Annotated in this window: 14 protein-coding genes and 2 pseudogenes; all 16 read right to left on the bottom strand. The window is 32.1% G+C overall.

The window, feature by feature from the left end:
- Window position 1 precedes the first annotated feature (1 nt).
- The 16 genes and pseudogenes from B9T10_RS07330 to B9T10_RS07260 all read right to left on the bottom strand — a co-directional run bounded on the left by B9T10_RS07330 (window position 2) and on the right by B9T10_RS07260 (window position 20,115).
- Window positions 2-607, bottom strand: coding sequence for a hypothetical protein (locus B9T10_RS07330; protein WP_094491652.1), 606 nt, complete (start codon window positions 605-607; stop codon window positions 2-4).
- A complete protein-coding gene (locus tag B9T10_RS07325; protein WP_094538175.1) occupies window positions 600-1,241 on the bottom strand; it encodes a hypothetical protein in 642 nt (213 codons plus the stop codon). The genes B9T10_RS07330 and B9T10_RS07325 overlap by 8 nt, the downstream gene beginning before the upstream one ends.
- Window positions 1,242-2,471: pseudogene (locus tag B9T10_RS07320) on the bottom strand (HlyD family type I secretion periplasmic adaptor subunit); the annotation flags it as partial.
- Window positions 2,464-2,616: pseudogene (locus tag B9T10_RS10360) on the bottom strand (heteromeric transposase endonuclease subunit TnsA); the annotation flags it as partial. The pseudogenes B9T10_RS10360 and B9T10_RS07320, both read right to left, overlap by 8 nt.
- A gap of 377 nt (window positions 2,617-2,993) precedes the next feature.
- Window positions 2,994-5,792 (bottom strand): NACHT domain-containing protein, encoded by a 2,799-nt coding sequence (locus B9T10_RS07315; protein WP_179220635.1) that lies wholly within the window; start codon window positions 5,790-5,792, stop codon window positions 2,994-2,996.
- 257 nt (window positions 5,793-6,049) lie between these two features.
- Entirely contained in the window at window positions 6,050-7,189 is a 1,140-nt protein-coding gene (locus tag B9T10_RS07310) for a hypothetical protein (protein ID WP_094538172.1), read from the bottom strand.
- A 59-nt stretch (window positions 7,190-7,248) separates the two neighbouring features.
- The gene (locus tag B9T10_RS07305; RefSeq protein WP_094538171.1) at window positions 7,249-7,656 is read right to left on the bottom strand and encodes a hypothetical protein; all 408 of its coding nucleotides are present in this window, start codon (window positions 7,654-7,656) and stop codon (window positions 7,249-7,251) included.
- A gap of 8 nt (window positions 7,657-7,664) precedes the next feature.
- Window positions 7,665-9,452, bottom strand: a complete 1,788-nt coding sequence (locus tag B9T10_RS07300; protein ID WP_094538170.1) for an anti-phage protein — start codon at window positions 9,450-9,452, stop codon at window positions 7,665-7,667.
- A gap of 49 nt (window positions 9,453-9,501) precedes the next feature.
- The gene (locus tag B9T10_RS07295; RefSeq protein WP_094538169.1) at window positions 9,502-10,152 is read right to left on the bottom strand and encodes a Cap15 family cyclic dinucleotide receptor domain-containing protein; all 651 of its coding nucleotides are present in this window, start codon (window positions 10,150-10,152) and stop codon (window positions 9,502-9,504) included.
- Window positions 10,133-11,026: a nucleotidyltransferase domain-containing protein gene (locus B9T10_RS07290; RefSeq protein WP_094538168.1), complete on the bottom strand. Its 894-nt coding sequence runs from the start codon at window positions 11,024-11,026 to the stop codon at window positions 10,133-10,135. The genes B9T10_RS07295 and B9T10_RS07290 overlap by 20 nt, the downstream gene beginning before the upstream one ends.
- Window positions 11,027-11,070: 44 nt before the next feature.
- Entirely contained in the window at window positions 11,071-12,435 is a 1,365-nt protein-coding gene (locus B9T10_RS07285) for a hypothetical protein (RefSeq protein WP_094538167.1), read from the bottom strand.
- Between the two features lie 9 nt (window positions 12,436-12,444).
- Window positions 12,445-13,962 (bottom strand): Tn7-like element transposition protein TnsE, encoded by a 1,518-nt coding sequence (locus tag B9T10_RS07280; RefSeq protein WP_094538166.1) that lies wholly within the window; start codon window positions 13,960-13,962, stop codon window positions 12,445-12,447.
- Window positions 13,962-15,485, bottom strand: a complete 1,524-nt coding sequence (locus B9T10_RS07275; protein WP_094538165.1) for a TnsD family Tn7-like transposition protein — start codon at window positions 15,483-15,485, stop codon at window positions 13,962-13,964. The genes B9T10_RS07280 and B9T10_RS07275 overlap by 1 nt, the downstream gene beginning before the upstream one ends.
- 4 nt (window positions 15,486-15,489) lie before the next feature.
- Window positions 15,490-17,175, bottom strand: a complete 1,686-nt coding sequence (locus B9T10_RS07270) for an AAA family ATPase (RefSeq protein WP_094538164.1) — start codon at window positions 17,173-17,175, stop codon at window positions 15,490-15,492.
- Between the two features lie 5 nt (window positions 17,176-17,180).
- Window positions 17,181-19,328: a Mu transposase C-terminal domain-containing protein gene (locus B9T10_RS07265; RefSeq protein ID WP_094538163.1), complete on the bottom strand. Its 2,148-nt coding sequence runs from the start codon at window positions 19,326-19,328 to the stop codon at window positions 17,181-17,183.
- Window positions 19,315-20,115 carry a TnsA endonuclease N-terminal domain-containing protein gene (locus B9T10_RS07260; protein WP_094538162.1) on the bottom strand — a complete coding sequence of 267 codons (801 nt, stop codon included), beginning with the start codon at window positions 20,113-20,115 and terminating at the stop codon, window positions 19,315-19,317. Before B9T10_RS07260 ends, B9T10_RS07265 begins: the two co-directional genes overlap by 14 nt.
- Window positions 20,116-20,325 lie beyond the last annotated feature (210 nt).

Below are 20,325 nucleotides of genomic sequence, written 5' to 3'. Positions count from 1 at the left end.
CTTATTCTGAATAATACTTTTTAATACTTTCTTCTATCTCTTTAGGAATTCTGACAAGAAATTCTAGTTCTTCATCTAATTTTTCTAAATCTGATCCAAAAACATACCTAATTGACACACCATGTGCTGAATCCCAAAAACTACTAGTACATAAACCATCATCTCGACAAGAAATAAAGAAATCTCTACCATCAATTAATCTATATTCTTCTTTATGACTTAAATATTTTATTGATTGAAGTTTTTTGTCATCCCATCTCACAACATATTTAGTAAAACCTTGTTCAGATAGTTCTATTTGTTCTACTATTGTATGCCCTCGTGTTTTAGGAATAATACGATCTAACTCTTCTTCTCTAAACTTATCTCTTCTTTCATCAACTTCTTTCTGTGTTCGTGTAGGGCTAAAACTAAGTTGCACACCAACTTTTTTTATTTTAACCATACTATCATCCGCAAACTTTAATTTAGGCGGTTTCCATTCAAGAACTTGGCTTGTATCTAGCTTTTGTGATTTTGGAGATAAAAGTTTATCAAAAAAATAAACCCCAAAAATAAATACGATAATCGCTAAAATAATATAGCCAGTGTTATTGGGCTTACTCATTATTTTCTCCTTTAATTATTAATTGTGGATTTTCTTCATAATATTTTTTAATACTTATCTCTATTTCTCTTTGAATTTTTACTATATTTTCTAACTCATTCTCTAATCTATTTAGATTTATCCAAAAGTCATACATTACTGATAATCCATGTACTGAATCCCAAAAACTACTTGTACAAAAACCATCATCTCCTCGGCAATAAAGAAAGAAATTTCTACCATCTATACTGTAATGATTTTCTTGGTGACTTAAATATTGTATTGACCATATTCTATCTTCGTATCTTTCGATAAATTTGGTAAAACCTTTCTTTGGCAACTCCACTGTTTCAACAGTAAATACGCCTCCTGACTTAGGAATAATACGATCTAACTCTTCTTCTCTAAACTTATCTTTTCTGGCATTAACTTCTTCTTGTGTGCTTATAGAACTCTCGTAAGTTTCTATATAAACTCCATATTTTCGCACCAAGCTATCATCCGCAAACTTTAATTTAGGCGGTTTCCATTTGAGTACTTGACTTTCATCAATTTCTTGAGGTTTTGGAGATAAAAACTTATTAACAAAATAAGCTCCAAAAGCAAATACGATAATCGCTAAAATAATATAACTAATGTTATTTTTCTTATTCATTTACAACTCCCTCATACTCTCTTGCACCTTCGTTTGTAGTGGACTTAAGAAATAATCTATCACTCGACGCTCTCTGATCTTAATCTCAGCCGTCACATTCATGCCCGCTGTCAGCGGTATTTTCTTTTCATTAATCATTAAAAAATCTTTATCTAATTTAATGATTGCTTGATACACCAATCCATAATCTTGATGCTCGATTGCATCAAAGCTAATGCTTTTCACTCTTCCTGTAATGTAGCCATATCTCGTGTATGGAAAGCTTTCCACCTTGATAACAACCTCTTGGTTATGTTCAATAAAGCCAATGTCTTTATTCGGCACCAATGCTTCCACCTCCATAAAGTCACCTTCAGGCACAATCACCATTAACTCTTCACCATGGGAAACAACACCGCCTTCTGTATGGATATTCAGCTGTTGCACAGTGCCATTGGCTGGCGCTTTAATGTGTGCTTGATCCATACGGTGTTTGGCTCGTTGGCTATCAGCTGTATATTGAGGAATCAGTTCTTGGGCTTCTCGTAAGCCGTTTAATGTTTCTTGTTTGAGCTGATATTCAGTATATTGTCGCTCTTTCTCTAACTGTATTTTACCTTCATTGATTTCAATGAGTCGGCTCTCTTGAGAGGCTAACTCATGTTTAGCATTGATATGATCTTGTCTCTTTTGGTTATATTGATGTTTAGAGACACCTTTACTCTTATTATTGCTGAGCTTTTCATAGTCCTGTAGCTCTTCTTCGATGAGCTCGATGTTTTGTGTGAGCTTTTCCACTTGGGCATTGGTGGTGCGATACTCTGCATCCTTTTGACGAATGGCTGAACCATAACGATCATCTTGGGATTGCCATAGCTGATACTGGTTTTGCACCAGTTGTTCAGCCTGTTTGAGTTCATCTAGTGTGATGCGTTCTGTGGCTTCTTCTGTGATGAGTGGCATCTCTTGATTTTGGAGTGCTTTAATCAATGCTTCAGAGCGGTATTTTAACAATGTTGCTGCTTCTAAAGATTGCTCTGCTTTTTCATAATCTTGATCAGCACCTAAAAAATCCAAAGTGACTAAAGGGTCATCTTTTTTAACTTCATCACCATTTTTCACATAGATTTTAACAATGCCACCATCCTCTAGGCTTTTGATGGCTTTACTGCGCCCACTTAATACTGTTTTCTCTTGTGCAGTTGCCACAACTTCCATATGACCTAAGATGGCCCATAAAAGAGTGATGAGTCCGTCTAGATTTATATCCATATACTCGATGCGAACGACCACTCGAAGGAATATCTCTCACCGTTATCCACGGTTTATACAATGAACCTTCACCTGATCCTCTACCTTCTTTAACCCATTTCTCTTGTTGCTTTTCACTAGCCATAAAAAAACACCCATTATTCTAATTTTCAACAGAATAACAGGTGCTTTTAAACCGAACAACCATTTTAGTTCCAAACTTTATTGTTCAGTATGATACTTTATTGTCTAGTTCCAAACTTTATTACTCGCTTACAAGGGTTTGTAAACGAACAATATAGTTTGGAACTAATAATCACCTAACTATATGATTATTACCTAACACCCAAACAATAAAGTTTCATACTCAATTTCGTCATTTTCTAACTGATCAAAAATACAGACAATAAAGTACCATACTGAAATAAAGTTCACATGCATTTACGAGACATTTAATACACGTATGCTACAGTTTGTTCTAGTCAAGCTAAATAAAGGAATAAATATATTTAAACTTCAAATTTAAACATTGGATAATTCATCAATAATCAAAGATAAGTTATCACCCTTCAAGTTCTGAGTTAAAAAATCCTTAACTTCTTTAGCATAATCTTTACATACTTGGTAGCCATCCGCTGAATCGAACTTAGATGACTCTTTTATCAATATTCCTTTAATACTTAACATATTAATTATATAAGAAAGTTTATAGTTTCCCTTTAAACTAGCGCATTGTTGCTTATATACGCCTTCAGATTTCCATAAAAAGCTACTATTTTTAAAGCCCACTTTGAAAATTTTCTTCAAATCTAAAATAACATTTTCTTTATTTTTACTATCATGAAAATCTGAAAGATCTAATAATGCTCTAAATTCATTTAATATACAATCACTATCAAAGTGATTTTTTAACAATTGTTGTTTCCCAAATATTTTCGTATCAAAATTGCAGAAGGTACTATTATAAAAAATAGTTTCATCGATTGGTATATTACTTTTAGAGAGACTATTATAACCATCGAAATAACCATTCTTAACTTTAAATAATGAAAAGTCTAAAGGAAAAAACTCCCCAAATATAGAAAAATTATCAAGAATACTACCTTCATTTACATCATATAACTTCAGAATTTGATTTGTCATATCAATTCTATTATTTGTTTCTTGAATTGTTAAATATAATAATGCTGAGATAATCTTACGATTATTTAGTTCTTCCCTATTCTGCGTAATATTCTTACTAAGATTCTGAATAATATTTCTAGCATATTGACTTTCATTAGATAAGCTTTTTTTAATTTCTTCGACTAAAGCCCCACCTCTATAGCAGCTACGTACAAATTCACGCATAATCTGTTCATCATTTTCTGTATCACGATGATTGATTAAATAAGATAAATATCTAGATTTAATCCAAAACTCTAAAGAATCATATTTAATATGAAATTCTCTGCCTGTATTATTCAATAAGTTTGATGTATGGTAATTTCTAGCAACATCTTTATTACATTCAATACCAGTGCCAGCTAAGGTTAATTCAACTAACTCAAATAATTGCTCTTCATTCACGTTACCATTATATTGAAATATAATATCTTTCAAAATTTCAAAATATTGCTCACAACTTTCAATACCTAGTGATTGTTTACCAATTTCTCTTTCCATTAGTTGATAAATAATCTGATCCAATGCATTATGTAAAATAAAATATTTAACCGCACCATCCGTATATGAAGTTTTTCGTCCTTCTTCGACTAAATCACATACTAACCTTAAAATTAAAGGAGTAATTTGAGAATCATTTTGTAACTCTGAAATATATTCTTTTGCCATACTTTTTAATTTAGCAACATTTTCCTTCGCTTTAAATCTTTTATCTAGATATTTATCTATTAAGTCTTCATCAAAACCATAAATATTAAAAATATGAATATCTTGATCTATCAAAGATTTATTTATTATCACTCGTGAAGTAATAATAACAGAACAGTTTTTATATGTATCATTCAATGTTTGGACAGAATGTATAAATTCATCTAATCTAAACTGCTCTTTTAACTTTGATTGAATTTCATCCAAACCATCAATAATTACTAATATATTTCCTGAACTTATATTTAAGTTCAAACTATTTTGATCGATACTACCATCATCAGATACTAAGTTATATAAACCTTCAATAGAATTCACAATATAATTTTCATTTAATATATTTTCAGGAATATCAAATGAAGAAATTAAAATAATCTTCTTCTTTACACCCTGTTTTTGTTGCTCATTAATCAACTGCATTGCTTGATCACAGAATGTAGTTTTCCCTGCTCCTCCATCACCAAAAATTATATAGATTGGTTTTTTAGATTTAATTTGATTGGGTTTATTAGTAATTAGCTCGTTGATAAAATCTAAACCTAATATGCTTACTTCATCTGATTGTAATTTTTGATCAATAAAATATGGTTCTGAAGGTACATCTATAATTTCTTTAGCTGCATGCGATAAACAACGTTCCCAAATATAATCTTCAATAAAGTCGTATGTTAAATTCAATGTTGAAATTTTACCTAAAACTTCTTCTGATATTTTTTTTATATTTTCTTTTCTATTTTTTACTGCTTTACCAGTAGCCTCGCTTATCTCTCTAGGAAACAAAAGAGTCAAACTAGTTAAACCACTCAACTCTTGTAATGTAAAAATTTTCTCAAAAACTCTTTTAAAACTAATATTTCTACCAAGAAATAATATTCCTATTTTCCTAGTATCAGCTTCTTCCAAAGCATAAAATTCAAATCCTTTACTGATTTCTTTTTTAAAAATTACTCTATTTGGATAAACTATCGATAAAATTTTTTCACATCGCCAATTTTCATCTTCTATCACTGATTCATATAGTCTCCTATATATTTCATCAGGAATTACCTCATCAATATAAATCTTATCTTTTGAATCAAAAATCAACTTCAATAAACTATTAATTGCTTGAGAAACTTTTTGTTGATCCTCATTCGTTATAACTTCTTCATTGTCATGTGAGTCTATATTTCCTAATTGTTGGATAATATTCAACTCAATTTTAATACGTTTTAAATGATTATCAGGTATAGATAAGTTTTTAGTCGTTAAAGATTCTATTAAAACATTAAACTTACTATTACTAATAATCTTTTCCTTTCCAAATTCACCACCATTATTTAACAATAATATTTTACAAAAAGCTTCTCCTGCTTTTCTTGCATAATTTATAGTTAGCTGTTCATCAAAACTTTTAATATGTTGATTAAGTCTACCTATAACATTGCCTATTACTAATTCTGTACACACTTTAAAAATCCTTTACTTATAATATGCTAAATGATGTATTCTAGGTCAGCAAAGATGAATTTGTCACAGTATTTTTATAAACTATTGAATAATTTCATTCTATTCATTAGGATTATACTTTTCTGTCTCAGATTAGATAATAGTACCTGTAGTATGCTTAAAATCAGTTAAGACCTTCTTTGTAGTCAATTCACTCTTCATCTACAACAACGCCTTAGGTATTTCAATATTAATAAATAGTCGTAATATAAACATTATTATTTTGTAATAAATGTACTAATTTTTTGATTAAACCCGCCATCATCAGTGCGTAACATAAAATTAAATACCACTTGGCTTAAAATAGATTGTGGCAAATTGTAATTACGCTTAAATGGTCCTATATTCCAGTCATTTGCTATAGCTCGCTCATATTGTCTTTGTATATTACCAACAACCGAATTAGCTGCTTGTTGTTTAGAAATTCCACCTTTCATATAGTATGCAGCTGCATCCTTACAAGCACGCCAAATAAAAGTGTATATTTGAGCAACAGAATAGACACCTAAAAGCTGAATAAAAATAGCTTTTGTTTTCTCTCCTGGATTAAATGGTAAGTTATGCTCATCTAAGTTGTATTCTAAAAATGCTATACATTCCATCAAACTAATTTCAATGAGCAGCTCATAAAAATCCTCTTTATATGCATCAATAAATTCAGAATCAAGCAATAAATTTTCTATTTGTTTTAGAAAATACCCTAAACTTACTCCTTCTTCTAGCTCTATTTGCCACACAGAGTCAATCAATGAAAAAGTAGTAAGCTCATCTCCTGTAAAATGGAAAGCATTTTGAGGACTATCATCACTGAGAGAAATCACATCTGACTTATATAAAAAACGAATGAGATCCCCTGGTAAATTTGGATGTGGCATTAATTGCTCAGCTTTATTCTTGGAGATAGCATGAAATTTCACCAACATCTCATCAGAACTATGTCTAATTAGGGCTAATAGATAAGCACATTGTTTAAGAGATAAGTCACTTATGTCAATAGACCCTGTTTGGGTACGTTCGATAAGATCATCAATTTGTTTTTGCCGAATATTTAAAATATTATCCTGCTCATCTTGTATACAAGCTGCACACTTCCATGCATTTCGATAACGATGATGTGAACTATAATCTGTTCTATTAGATAACTCATATGGTTGTTCACATTCAATACAGTAAACTGTATTGGAATATACAACACACGATTCTTTCATAAGACTAGAAATTTGAATAGGTTTTATACCCATCATGTTAGCAATTTCTGACACTTTATATTTAAATCGTTCTTCTGTTTCTAATTCCCAATATAATCTGCAAACTGCTTCATTTTTGTCTTGAAAAATATCTATATTTAATTGTTCCATATTAATTCTATTACTCTTGTCCAACTTTGATAAAAATTTTGTTATCTATATTAAGTATGCTACGAATAATGTATTTCCCATTCTGACAATAGAGTAGTTTTACTAGCAAGATCTAATAATTCATCATTTAATTTAATCCAAGCTTCCAAGTTATTAATAACATCCTTTCTCTTAGATAATAATTTCAATACTTTATGCTTTGTTCTGACTTCCTGGATTAATTCTATTGCCCTATCCCCACATTGCCCAAAAAACACTTTATTTGTTTTTCTAAAATGTTTTGTTGCAACACCTATAACTTGTGAATTAAATATGAATACAGACTTTTCAGAATCTAACCGTTTCAATTCTTTTTTTGAATAAATTTTTATAGGTTGTTTTTGAGATAAAAATTCCTCAAATCGATTCTTTAGATAATTTCCTGCAATTCTATCTTTAACATCTACTTCAAAAAACTCAGAAAACATAAATACCTCTACTTAAAATATTCATCATCCATCTCTGGATCGGGGATAAAATTTGTTTCAATAAACCTTATACTGCAGTCTTCATATGGTAATTCATCTATTCTTTTTAAAGCTTTATTTATTCTTTCACATCTGTTTTCATTTATATAAAATCTATGTTTATCTAACCAATTTTTAAACTCCCAATAATTATCAGCATCTGCACCTTCTAGTTGAGTGATATATGCATCCAATTCCCTTTCTGATACTTTAGGCCTTAATAAAGGCTCTACCTCAACTGATTTATCATCAGAGATAATAACTGCTAACCTTCCTATCTGCCTTTTTACTTTGCCATACACATAACGCATCGCAGAATTGTATCTTGAACCTCGAGCTGGAGAACACTTTAAGTTTACATCCCCATCTAGTATTACGCCTATTGCATAACACATACCTGTATAATCCAATAAAATACTTCCATCTATACGCCTAACCCTAGTTAAGAGTTCTTTTGTTAATAATATTGGTTCGATGGGGGTGCTTTGCTTTGCTAATCGTTGTGACTCATTTTCAGCATCATCTACAATGACCAGCATGCATCCTGAAAGATCACATAAAGCATAATTAACTAAATCCCATATATGTTGCTGGTTCTCATAAGTAGAATTTGGAAAAATTCTAACAAAATTGTCTATAAATAATTTCTGCTCAATTATAGTTTTAGGAACCATAGGTTTCTCATAGACACTACGTATAATTCCTCGATTCTGATAATATAAACACCAATCATAATGATCTAAAAACTCAATGAAAAACGTAGCATTTATGGCATTAGGATTATTAACATTTAGACAACCTAACCCATAAATTTTGTTACCATCAGAGATCAATGAAATATCTTTTGTTGTCATATGTAACAACTTTCTTATCCATCGATAGTTACGAACAGAAACCTGATGCTCAAATTTCAAATAAAAATGTACAGAATCATCTTCTGGGTTAAAGATAATTATTTTTCCTTCAATCGGCTGACCCTCATATGAAAAAGAAGATATCTTATTTAAATCATCAAATAATGACTCTCGCCCCATATATTCATGCTTACCATTTTGAATGGCATTTGCGTGTATAGAACGATATAAGCTTGTTAACAAGTATTTTGCAGCGAAAGGGATCACATGATCTGTTTTACTAAAAGCATCCAAGAAATCTTTACCTGGATTTGGCTTAGACAATTCTATTGTTGCTTGTTCTAACAACTCTGTAATACATGTTTTTATAAGCGATGTTTGGCAGCTCTGCTTTTCTCCCACATAATGGTTATATATTTCAATATCTACAAGTCCTGATCTATCAAGCAATTCAGTTTCTATCTGTATTACAGGAACAACGTAGTAATCATCCACAGGGTATGCTGTGCCACAGAAAGATTGTGTATTATTCTTATTGTCATATTCCTTCAACGCTTCAGATATCGCAGAAGTAACACAATACCGCATTATCTTTTCGGGCTTTTCTCGCATTGCAATTTCATCATTACTATAGAATACTTGATGATTAGGATCATTTTTATAATCTTCATCGATTTTTTGAATTATCCCTTCAAATATATCTAATCCCCATTTTTGAAATTCTGGCTCAATGCATACAGGATGATATGATTTGCTACCTTTCCTTTTAACCCCAACTAAAATTACTTCAGCCTCACATTCAAATCCTATTTGAGCTAAAGTTTCTTCAGTAAAAGACTTTAATCGACTGCAAAAATAGTGCTGGAATCCCCACATAAACAGGTGAATAGTTTTTCTTGCCATGCAGTTTTACCTTTCTCTTCATAAAAACATTTACTAGTATTTATATACATTATATTTTTTCATTAGGATGCCTATCAAAATCATCAGGAAGTTCTTCAAGTATATCTTTTGAATAGAATTTAAGAACAATTTCACCTTTAGTTAATCGATCAGTCCAATACCTACCTACTAACTTTCTATCTGGCTTTTCAACGATATTCAATACCACAGTCCCATCATGGGGAATGCTTTTACTCTCCACACTACTACGTGTCTTGCTACTATAAAAATATGTTAGACGCTTAATTTGGCGGTCAGTATCAATAAGAAAGTTCTCAGAATAAGAAGAACTTTCCATTTCACCTGTACGCATTATGCAACTAATATGAATAAAAGACTGACTAATTGTAAGCATTATTGGAATTTTTGGAATTTTCTCTCCCGTTTTAGTATCTATCCATTCGGATTGGATATGGCCTGTCCAACTCCCACTCAAATCAGGAAAAAGCACTAACCATCCTTTAAAATATTTATACTTCCATCCCCATTTCATAAAGATCATGACTGCAATTAAATCAATGGTTACTACTTTTGAAAAAACACTAAAATAATCCTGCCATTTTGAAAAATCCAATCCACCAATATAATAAATTAATAAACAAACTATCCCAGAAAATCCAAGAAATATTTGGATAAAATATTTAAAATTTATATTTCGCATTTTTTAATCCCAAGTAATTCCAAGCAATCTTTGCAAATTCTCTTCCATCTTTTCTACTCCACTCTTGATCAGCATGGAACAAATCAGAGTATTCATTTACTTCTACCCAACGATTCAACACTGGTTCATCATCCTGCAATTCTTTAAAAATATGGCGAAGCATTGCTTTAAGACATTCAGTCCATGTTTCATGCATAAATACCTCATCGGGGCAGTTATAAGCCAAACACTCCATAAAATATGACGGTAATTCACGAAACAGACCTTTTTCTGCCATTTCATTTTCAATGCGCTTTAATAGTCGAGCACCTTTTTTATAAGAATGATTTGTTCGATTATTTTTGATCCTTCCATTTTCTAATTGTTTTTTAGGATAATTAACCAAACTGCTTCCATCTTTCTTAAAAATTGCTGTCCCTTCTCTAAATCCTGTTTCCATATAATAACGATAAGTAAAACAAGGAACGACATCAGCATCTACTCTTGCTGAACTGGAGTTTATTTGTATTGCAGTACTTCCAGTTGGATCAACCTGTTCACCAAATTCAGCCTCCATAGCAAAAACAAGTTCTTCCCGTAATTTATCTGGCGTCCAAACTCCAGTATATGGGGCTCCTATTGGAGGAGGTATTTCTTCAGCTTTTTCCCAATAAAATACTTCAGTACATTCAACAGCAATATCTACATCACTATCTGAGCGTACATTAGTATTATTGGCATAAGATCCTTTTGCATAAATTTCTAAATTACAACCGTCAAAAGCACGATGAGAAGATATTGCCTCACGAATCATCCGTTCGGTACGTTCTTGTTTTTCTTGCTCTGTGTCACTTGACGGTTTTGTCCAACTTATCAATTTTTCTTCTAAAGACATGCTATTAACCCTAATAATTATTTAATCGATATATATTTGATACTTTATACTAGCTTTCTAAAACCATGATTGTCATCAACGCCATCATAATTTGGTAGCCACATCAAAGCCCGTATCAAAACCTCTCGAATATAACGAGTAGATTCTCTTCTTGCTTCTTCTAACCTATTAAATTTCTCACTCGATAAACCATGCAAAATTTGAGAACGTCCATCACCATAAATTCTCTTTACAAGGTTTTCTATATCTGATGAATCACCATATATTTTTTTAAATACGACTGTTATTGGGGTTTGACTGCCTGCTTGAAATAATATATCTAATGCTGTAGCCATTTTAGGCAATGCTATATAGTCATGTAACTCTCTGCACCCTTCAGCATACCAATGCAAAGCAGTAACCCATCTCTCACTTAATTTTGGATGTTTAGATAAATTAGGACTCATTACACCGCCCAACACAATCTTCAATGAGTTCATATATTTATCGTTATTTTCAATCGTACTTAATGCTTTTTTACCAGATATAATAGGAACTCTATTACTTAGACTCTTACCTGGTAATGATAGATAATTGTTTATTTCCAATAGTTTGTATGACATAACAGATTCAATGCGCTCATCAGATAGTATTTGTTGATGAAAACAATCCTTATTAAATAATAATGAAATAGAATCTAAAACTGTTTGTGCTAAAATTTTCCCATACCTATGTGCATAATCTGTATCCATATCTGGTAAAGAGATAGATATAACTGAACGATGCTGTTTGATAATTGGGTAAATAATTTCAGCAAATTTAGATATATTACCGATATCAGAACTTTTATCGTTATTATTCAGAAGTTTTTCAATATCTTGCTTCCATTTTATTTCATCACCATATTGATAAATATGATTTTCTTGCTTGAAAGCAGGAAAATTAACTTTTTGAATCCAATGTTCTCTACTCGTTATTGTAATATTACCTATTTCTAAAGGCTTATGTTTCTCAAAACCTAAAGTAGATGCTGGATAATAAAATATTCTTTCTAATTCTAATCCCTGTTCAATAATAGATCGAATAGTATCCTTTATTTGCTTAATTGTATTTGTTACATCTTCTGTTTCTATATAATTTAATTCTTCCCAATTATCTATAACTACCTGCTTCATGATCTGTTGCAATTTCGTTTTATCTATAATTTTTAATATATCTCTATTATCGGAGAATATACCCTTATCACTCGGTAGTACACTTTCAGTCATTTCATTAATTAAAATTAAATATTTTTGAGTAAGAATAATTTGTTTTCCTAACTTTGATGTTAAAGAATTAAATGAAAGATCATTTTCATCTAAAGTACTTTTATTTAGTTCATCAAAAACTTCAGGAATAATTTTCTTCCAAGATCTTTTATTTTTGGACATTATGAATAACTAGCCTCTCTCTACTATTGTATTAATTACACGCTGTAAATATGCTTGATAATCAATAGAATGATTCAAATAATATGGTTTACCAACTTCATTTAGATTCTTTCTAGGCCAACTTAATGAGCCTGCTACAATTTTTTTGGTAATTTTTGGAAGATCATTGTCCCATTTATTGAGAGCATATGACGTTACCATTAATGTTGACATTGATTTAACGCCATCACTGATATCTACTTCTAAAATTGAATAGAAAGCTCCATTCAATTGAAATTGTACTTCCATCATATACCTAGCTCGTCCATCCGACATTCTATGGCACTTAGACTTACCAACACCTGGCAATTTATGTAAATACTCTTTGTACTCAAAGCCACATTGTTTGCTCAACTCAGCAATCATAGATTTAAATAATTCAAATCGACCTAATATAGATTGCTGATCGTCATTATTAACACCTAAATATTCGCCTTTGAATGCATTGCCATTAGAGGTTGCTTCTCCTGTATTAACAGCAACTTCATCAAGTTTCTTTTCTGTGTCAGATTCTATAATAACCCCTCCAGCATGTTTAGATTCATCTAAGACCTTCTTCGTAACTAATTCACCATTAAATTGCAACAATGCCATAGGAACTTCAATATTAACAATATCTTCTGATTCTGTAGCTTCCCGATCATCATCTACAACGATATCTTCTATACCAATACTCCCCCCGCCTTCTTTCACGACTCCTGATCCTTTTTGTCGAGTTCTAAATCTATCACTCTTGAAATCCACCTCATGGCAAGTATCTATTGGTAATCCTGAAATACCGACTATTTCATTAACTAAATAAAAATTCTCTTCTTTCTTAAACCAACCTGCAGCCCGAATGACGACATTCTCCAGATCAGGTGGATCAAAATGAAAGTTCCAACATGTTACATTATCAAGAGCCACCTTTTCCCTCACAAAATAATCAGCAATACTTTCATATGATTTTCGAACAATTGGATTTGTTAATACCCATGCTAAATGTTTTCTAGTAGCTTCATCCTTAAGCGCTGATAATGGAAATGAGCAATGTGGCAATACAAAAACAATACCTTTATCATCTTCAATACCGACATCAAACTCTCTGGATAAAATGCCCGAGTCAACACAATTTCGAGCCAAATAAGCATTACGAAAAAATAAGGCTCGTGCAAGTTCAATTTGAGGGATTAGAATTTCTTCACCCGTAGAAGAATCTACATAGCGAAATTTTGTCGTTTTATTATCTATGATTTTACAACTTATTAACTCTTTTAAAGATATGCAAAAAGTTTTTAGATACCCCTTTGGCCTCACATTAGAACTTTCATTATTCAAAACACTATTCACAACCAATGAAGGCAAATTAGATACATCCAACAAAGTATCCTGAAGCTGACCATCATGCTCTAAACCTACAGAAATTTTCCATTTTTTTAAACCATTTTGCCTTTTAAACATCCCCAATGATTTAACTTTAGAATTACTTGGTATTCCTTTCATCGTCATTATTTATCACTCTGTTGCTGTAAAACCATATCTAAAAAATCTTTTGTTTCTTCTGTCATTCGTTCATCACTTAAACCTGATAAACGTAAAATTTGCCATCTCGGAAGTTTTTCATTATTGACTAGCAGACCTACTATCACTTTACTAATTCTCCTAATCTGATAATCACTGATAGTTTCATGATAACGCTCTAAAAATAAATTCATTAAAGGCAGTACTGCTTTCTTTTTTGTGTAAGTATGATGCAATCCTAATTGATTTAACCACCACTGCTTTGATCTGAGAGGGCCTTGCATATCTAGTACTACCTTTTTTTGTAGACCTAACAATCTTTTCGTATGTACTAGATCTCGTTTAGCCCAATCAATGCCTCTATTACCTTGTACTTTGGGTACATGATATTTTTTATTAATTTCTAACAGCCAATCTTTATCATGCCTATATAGCCATGCATACAATGCCCCATTTAGCAGCCTTGATGACTTCACTGAATATTGATCCAATAAACCCTGCCATTGCTGACGATTCTTTAACGTATGATTATCAATATAATCTGTAGACATATTGTTAGATGCTTGTTTCTCCATTTCTAGTGGCATTGCACTGATAGCCTGAAATATATCGGAAAATAGCCAATTACTATCATTAAAAGCTTCTAACACAACAATATGCTCTAAGTAACTAAAAGATTTTCTATGTTTTCTAAAAATAGCTTTAAGCCAGCTTGTATCTGACTCTAAATCACTCAAACCATAATTCAACAAAAATTTTGATGACCATTTTTGATGAACCCGCTCTATGATTTTCTCGTGATCAATATGGTAATTACCTCGCAAACAATCATTCCGAGCCGCTAGTAACTGATAAAACTGTGTCCATTGTGCAAAAGAAGGTGAAATTTTTCCACCTAAATCTAAAAGCTCTCGAACCTTATGAGTAACAATAACTTCACATTGATACTTCAATGGTCGTGATTCAGATGACTCTAATTGTATATCATTCACTGCAACGAACTCATGTCTATGATTAGAACGAAAACCAATTTCAGTATTTCTTAATGCGCCATGAGATACACAGCAAGTACCACCTACTTGCCATTCTCTTTTCCAGTATGCTTCCTTATACAAATCCAATTGATCCTTAATGCATTGAGGGCAATAACGTATTGAACTTACAATAGGGATTCGAGAGGCATTCATGCCTGTCGCTAAGTGCACCACTCCTTGAGATTCAGAAGACATTAATTGAATACACTTTTGTCGTCTATTTTCAGGCATGAATGGTGCGTATATGGGGAATAACGTATGTTGATATATCAGATCCAGTACTGATAATTGCTGCCCTAAATATAAATCAGAAATAACACTTAAATGACAAGGTAAATCAACCGTTGCAATAACTTTCCTATTATTAAATATTAGATCTAATAGCTGTTTTGGGCTTTCCAATGCTAAACGTACTTTAGCACGAGCAATGATGCTATAAACAAGTTCATCCTGGTAAGGTAAAGGAAAGCCTAGCATGCTTCTAAGCCATTTCAATCAAATATGATTCAATATCAAAGATCATATCGCTACTAGCTTTTAAGTGATGATAAAAATCATTTGTATGCTCTTTCTGAGAAAACATAAACCGTAAATCATTACTTGGTAAAGTATTCCACTCTTTTGGTTTAATCGTCTCTACCTTTGATATCTTATTCATGGATTTTTGTTTAGGCGTATCATTTGTTTTTTGTGCAATACTTAATTCTTGCATAATAATCGGCATCAACGTTTGCATGTTATCAGTTGGATACTGCGCACAAATTCGTTTCACACATGGCACTAATAATTCGGAATCATACCCCAATTCCAATAACATACAATGAAGCCTAGTTGCAGTTTCATGCCCATGATACTCACTAATATCATCTCTGTACCCCAAACTTTTATCAATCATAGATGTCAAATCTAACAATTTTTTATCAATGCTTGGAATAGTTAAATCTGAATATCTTGCTATCCTATTTGGATCTCCTGACCGCAATGCCTCAATAATTGGATGAATAGTCTTTAATTCATCTTGATAAGTTTGTCTTAATAATTTAACAGTGATTCTTTCAACTTTAGAAGAGATTGCTTTAATTTGAGCCAATACAAATAGCTTAATGGCAATATCTAAAATACCTTGGCTTAATTCATACCAACAATCTCTAATCTCTTGTGATAGCGTAACATCTGCCTTATTTAACCATTGATATTTCCATAAAGCATCCGTAAACATATTCCACTCGGATCGAATAATAATATCAGTATTTATGATTTCATCTGGCTCATTCAACATAGGCTCCCATAGAATAGAACCTAGCCCAGCACCTCTTCTTGCTGATCGCAAGTCATTCTCAAAAATAAATCTAGCTTTTGGTGTACCCACCATAATCACAGGTAAACCAACAACATTAACCAATGTGACAAAGAAACTTAACATTTTGTCAGCACCACCTGACTTATTAATACTTAAATGCTGAATTTCATCTATTAGTAGTAAACCTATTGCATGAAGATTAGCTATATGTCTCATCAAATGTAATAACGTTTCGATACCATGTCTTTTAGATGCATATTTTTCTTCGTAATCGGTATCCAATGCAACATCTATCGCTCTAAAAAAATGTAAACAAAGGCTTTTTAAAGAACCATCATGTGGGCAATCAATTTTCAAATAGACTATCTGTAAAAAATTATGCTCAGGATGATATAAAACCTGTGGGTATCCAGACAAGATACGATTAGTTGTTGTTGTTTTACCACTACCTGAACATCCTATAAATGATAAGCTTTGCGCCGTGGATTTTGCTGTATCAAAGCGTAAAGCTGAGATATCCTTAGTAATAGTTCTTTCATAACTATTTTGAATATGCTGATTTAAATCTCCAGTAGAAATATTACGACCGACATACCCTTCACGAATCAGAATAGAAATTTTTGTTTCTAAGTCAATATGCCTAGCAATGGGATGAAAAAAGTTATTCAGTAATTGTGATATCAAATGAATTCTGGAAGATGCTGGTAACTGTCGATCAGAAATTTTAAACTCTACACGACCACGTAATAAGTTAATAACATCCTTTTTTTCTCGAATAGGCGGTAACGCCTCTATAAATGGATTACCTTGGTAATGACCAATAGTTTCACCATATTTAGCAATAATTGCCTTAGTTGGTAATTTCATCTAGCCTACTTCTCACTATCATCATTATCGTCATACAATGAGAGCTCATCATAATGAGGATATTTTAGTTTCAAATCATCCAATGTTTCATCATGTGATTGAGCCTTATCCGAAGGCATGGGAATAATATTGTGTTTAACAGGAGAAATACTGGGCTTCTCTTTTTCATAAAACTGTTGAGCGAGATTATTACTATATTCTCGTCTCTCTTTTTTCTGAGAGTGCTCACGATTAGCCTTAATATTGCTGATTTTCTCCTTTATCGTTCTGGTATCTTTTGTTTTTTCTAAAGATGCCTGTTTAATAATAGCTTCTATAGCATCTTCTAAGTCTGACTTCGCAATATTGCTCCTTAGATCTTGCTCTTTGGCTGTCTTACTTAATTCTTTTGTTTTCTGCCAAACCTCCCAAAAACTATGATCTTGGAATTCTCTAGAATGATCAGATAGTTTTGCTTCCCAAAACTTTAAACTATTGCCCTCATAAAAGACATAGATCTTATTCGCATCACTAGGATCATAAGCTACTTCTAATGCTTTAGGTCTGTTAACACTTCCTTTTCGATGCAGCCAACCAGCAGTAAAAAATTCAGCACAGGTATAAATCAATCTAAATAACTTAATCCCTTTATCAGATAGAGTTGCTTTTTTTCGTGGTAATAGTGCGATATATAAAGATATATCTGGTGCTGACCTAAGTTTTCCTGTCCTATTTTGTATTCCCCAGTTCCATAAATCCAATGGAACTAGTGGCAAATTAACAGGCATATCAGGCTCTCTATCATATGTTGTCAAATGGTGTGTTCTATTATATTGCAGCACAGAAAGCAAAATAATTTTCTGAAATTCTTGCAAATTTAAAGTTGCATCTAATCTTGAATCTTTTCCACCTTTTTTTCTCTCTTTAACACTCAGCACGATACCTTCGGCAAACGGCTTAAACTGTGCCTGAATCAATTTAAAACGACTTTCAACAACAGGCTTTAAATCCCCTCTAAAGGGCGGAGTATTTTCAATACGTATGGCAAAGCTTTTTTCTAAATTTTCAATCTGATGCCCTAATAATTCACCTCTATCCGCTAAAATTGCATCAGGCAAACCAACACTTGGCCAATCCTCAGAATTAATAGATATACCAAATTGATTACAAAATTCTATTTTATCTGTAAATGCCATGTATAAAGCACGCATACTTGTAACATATGAAGCATTTTCCAATCCAACATAAAAACCTGTGATCATTCGGCTAAAAACATCTATAACAAAGTAAATGGTTGGCCGACCAATAATCATATGTCGATCTGTATTAGATACCAAGTAAATATCAGCAATAGTCGCATCTATTTCGTAACGTGCACCTGGCCCTAATACATTTGTATTAACCGTTGATCGCAATGCTTTAATATCTTTATTGTATTCTATAAATCTTGTACGAGCTTTAACTTGGGTTGCTTGATCATATTCTCTTTTATAAAAATACTGAAACTGCCTGAAACTTGGGATTTCAGTTTCTTCTACATTCGGATACAGTGATCGATATTGAGATTGAAATTTCCTATAAGCATATCTTTGAGTGTGAGTTTTTTCTGTCAGCATAAATTTAATAATTGCCTTATGAAACATTTCTTCTATTTCATGAGTAATAATTGCACCTTCACCTGTAGAAAACTCTCTTTTTCGCCCTAATTTATTATCTTTAGCAACTCTTTTTTGCCCTTTAGCGCCAGAATTATAATATTTCGGTAGCAAAGCATTAGGTGTTTGCCCTTCCTGCCAATAGCGTCTAAGTAATCTATATATAGTCTGTTTACTCGTACCAAATTTTTGCTGAATATCTTTAATCAATATTGCTCTAATCTTAGGAACATAAAAATGTGTATGCTGTACCAAGTCAGCAATCAAAGCATAATTTTCATCTCGTTTAATTTGATAGACTGATCCTTTCTCTGGCTCAATAAACTCAATATCAAAATAAGGATCTGCAATCAATGACAATTCAAAATCTTCGATCTGAGCCACAAATTCATCACGATTTAAAACTTTAGGAAATACCGTATCATCGTGTAGTTGAATAACGACTAATTGATCAGGATAAATTTTAAGTATCCTATAACTAATATCTCCTGAACTATAAACATCATTAACCCGCAACATTGTAGATATCCTCCCATAAAGCTTCCGTACCTAAATGTATATCTTGCACATTGAGTTTCTTATATGATGTTCTCAGATCAAATTTAAAAAATCGCTGAGCAATCAAAGATCGTAACTCCCCCAAAGATGTTCCTAATTCTAAATCATATGCTGTGTCTATTTTTTTAGTAAAATCCATCAACGATAAATGTTGGTATTTCACTAATTGCGATGTGTAGAATTCAATCTTTTCTAATAATTTTAACTGCTCATCTTCTATTCGAGGATATAGCCACTGAATATTTTGAAAAACAACCTTTGATATATCTAATTCGGTAATAATCTTCCACGGAACATCTTTTTGCTGCCAATAACGACGTTCTATCTCTAATTTTTCTATCACACGAGTTTTATCTAGATCAGAATGATACTTAGCCTGAATAGCAAATCGTTGTTGAGGATAATCGGAGGTTAAAATATAAAAGTCACTACTCATAACCTGATCAACACCTTGCATAGATGGGTGCTTAATTTGAGCTTCATTGGCTATTATTTTTGTATCTTCTAAACGTAGAGGAAATTGCTCACGAATATCCGAGGTCCTTTCATTCCACTCAAATAGTAGAAATATGGCTAATTCTAAGTCAGATAATAAATGATGAGTTCGTTTAGATTTATATCCATATACTCGATGCGAACGGCCACTTGAAGGAATATCTCTCACCGTTATCCACGGTTTATACAATGAACCTTCACCTGAGCCTCTACCTTCTTTAATCCATTTCTCTTGTTGCTTTTCACTAGCCATAAAAAAACACCCATTATTCTCATTTCTAACAGAATAACAGGTGCCTTTAAACTGAACAACAAATTTAGTTCCAAACTTTATTGTTCAGTATGATACTTTATTGTCTAGTTCCAAACTTTATTGTCCAGTATGATACTTTATTGTTCGCTTACAAGGGTTTGTTACCGAGTAATAAAGATTCACCCTAAAACTAACACAACACATTGATTT

It is taken from the genome of Wohlfahrtiimonas chitiniclastica, assembly GCF_002252325.1.
GTDB lineage: Bacteria > Pseudomonadota > Gammaproteobacteria > Cardiobacteriales > Wohlfahrtiimonadaceae > Wohlfahrtiimonas > Wohlfahrtiimonas chitiniclastica.
The sequence above is the reverse complement of the archived record's forward strand: the minus strand, read 5'-3'. Positions and strand labels throughout refer to the sequence as shown.